The sequence below is a fragment of the Arenibacter aquaticus genome, from assembly GCF_003957295.1.
GTDB classification, from domain to species: Bacteria; Bacteroidota; Bacteroidia; order Flavobacteriales; family Flavobacteriaceae; genus Arenibacter; species Arenibacter aquaticus.
Genome location: NZ_RQPJ01000002.1, coordinates 939,616 through 941,009, shown reverse-complemented (window position 1 = coordinate 941,009; position 1,394 = coordinate 939,616). Strand labels below are relative to the sequence as shown.

The following is a 1,394-nucleotide window of genomic DNA, read 5'->3' as shown; positions in this document are numbered from 1 at the left end:
TGGCGGCCACTACCGACCTTTGCTATGTAGCAGGAACAGGGGTTAGCCTGACCGCTACCGCAGCAGCAGGCGTTGCCCCCTATACCTATAGCCTTAACGGTGCACCGGCACAGAACGGAAACGTATTCAACAACCTGGCGCCGGGATCCTATTCCGTACTGGTAAGGGATGCCTACGGATGTACCGTTACCTCCAATACCGTTACAATACAACCACAACTTGGGGCAACGGCAACAGTAAGCAAGGAACTGGACTGTACGGCCTCTCCGGACGCTGTAATAGACGTCAGTATCAATGGAGGATATGCAGACTACAGTTATTCCGTAAGCGTGGACGCAGCCCCCTACGGAGCAACCAACGCCCTGGGTGCCGGAGTGACCAACTTTAGCTATACCACAACAACATCGGGGACCTATAGGTTCCAGATCACAGATAACGAGGGATGTACCGTACAGACCTCTGTGATTACCATAGACCCCCTAAGCAACCCACAGGCATCGGAAACAGTGACCAACCTAAGCTGTAACGGAAGCAACGATGGTGTCGTAGAGATCATTGTGGACACCAATTTTGGAACGGCACCGTATCAAATTGATTTTGACGGAGGCGGACTTGCCAACAATACAACATATGCAGGACTTGCCGCCGCTACCTATAGCTATACCGTTCAAGATGCCAAAGGGTGTACCGTAACAAATTCTGTTACCGTGGGTGAGCCTGCGACAATAGCATTTGATGCCATACTGTTACAGGAATATACCTGTCTGCAGGATGCCAGCGTGGAGGCTCAGAACGTTACGGGGGGAACATCGCCCTACACCTATAGCATTGACGGTACCAATTTTGGGCCCAATGGCTTTACCGGACTTAAGGACGGAAATTATACCATAACCGTTATGGATGCAAATGGTTGTACAGCCACCAGGCCAATCACCATTGATCCTATGACCCCGCCAACGGACATAACATTCACTGCTACGGCAGCCAATTGTCCCGCTGAAACCTCAGATATAACCCTGACAGCCACTGGTGGAAACGGTACCATAACCTATGAGATCACAGCTCCGGCTGCGGCAGTGGCCACCAATACTACAGGAGTATTTTCTGGACTTGCCCCGGATACCTATTCCTTTAGGGTTACAGATGCAAAGGGATGTTCCTATGAAGAGAACTATACCCTGAACCCTGTAACTAAAATCAATGTAACGGGATCACTTACACAAAACGTGTCCTGTAAGGGTAGTGCCGATGGTGCCATACAATACAACGTAACAGCCTTCTCCGGTACATACAGCTTTACCGTAGCAGGGCCTACCGCCATTCCAGCACAGAGCGGAATAAGCACAGACCCATTGAACTTTAACGGACTGTTGGCCGGTGACTATACCATTACC

General features: G+C 50.4%; 1 pseudogene. It reads left to right on the top strand.

Annotation, left to right across the window (positions count from 1 at the left end):
• A pseudogene (locus EHW67_RS20450) lies at positions 1 to 1,394 on the top strand (hypothetical protein); the annotation flags it as partial.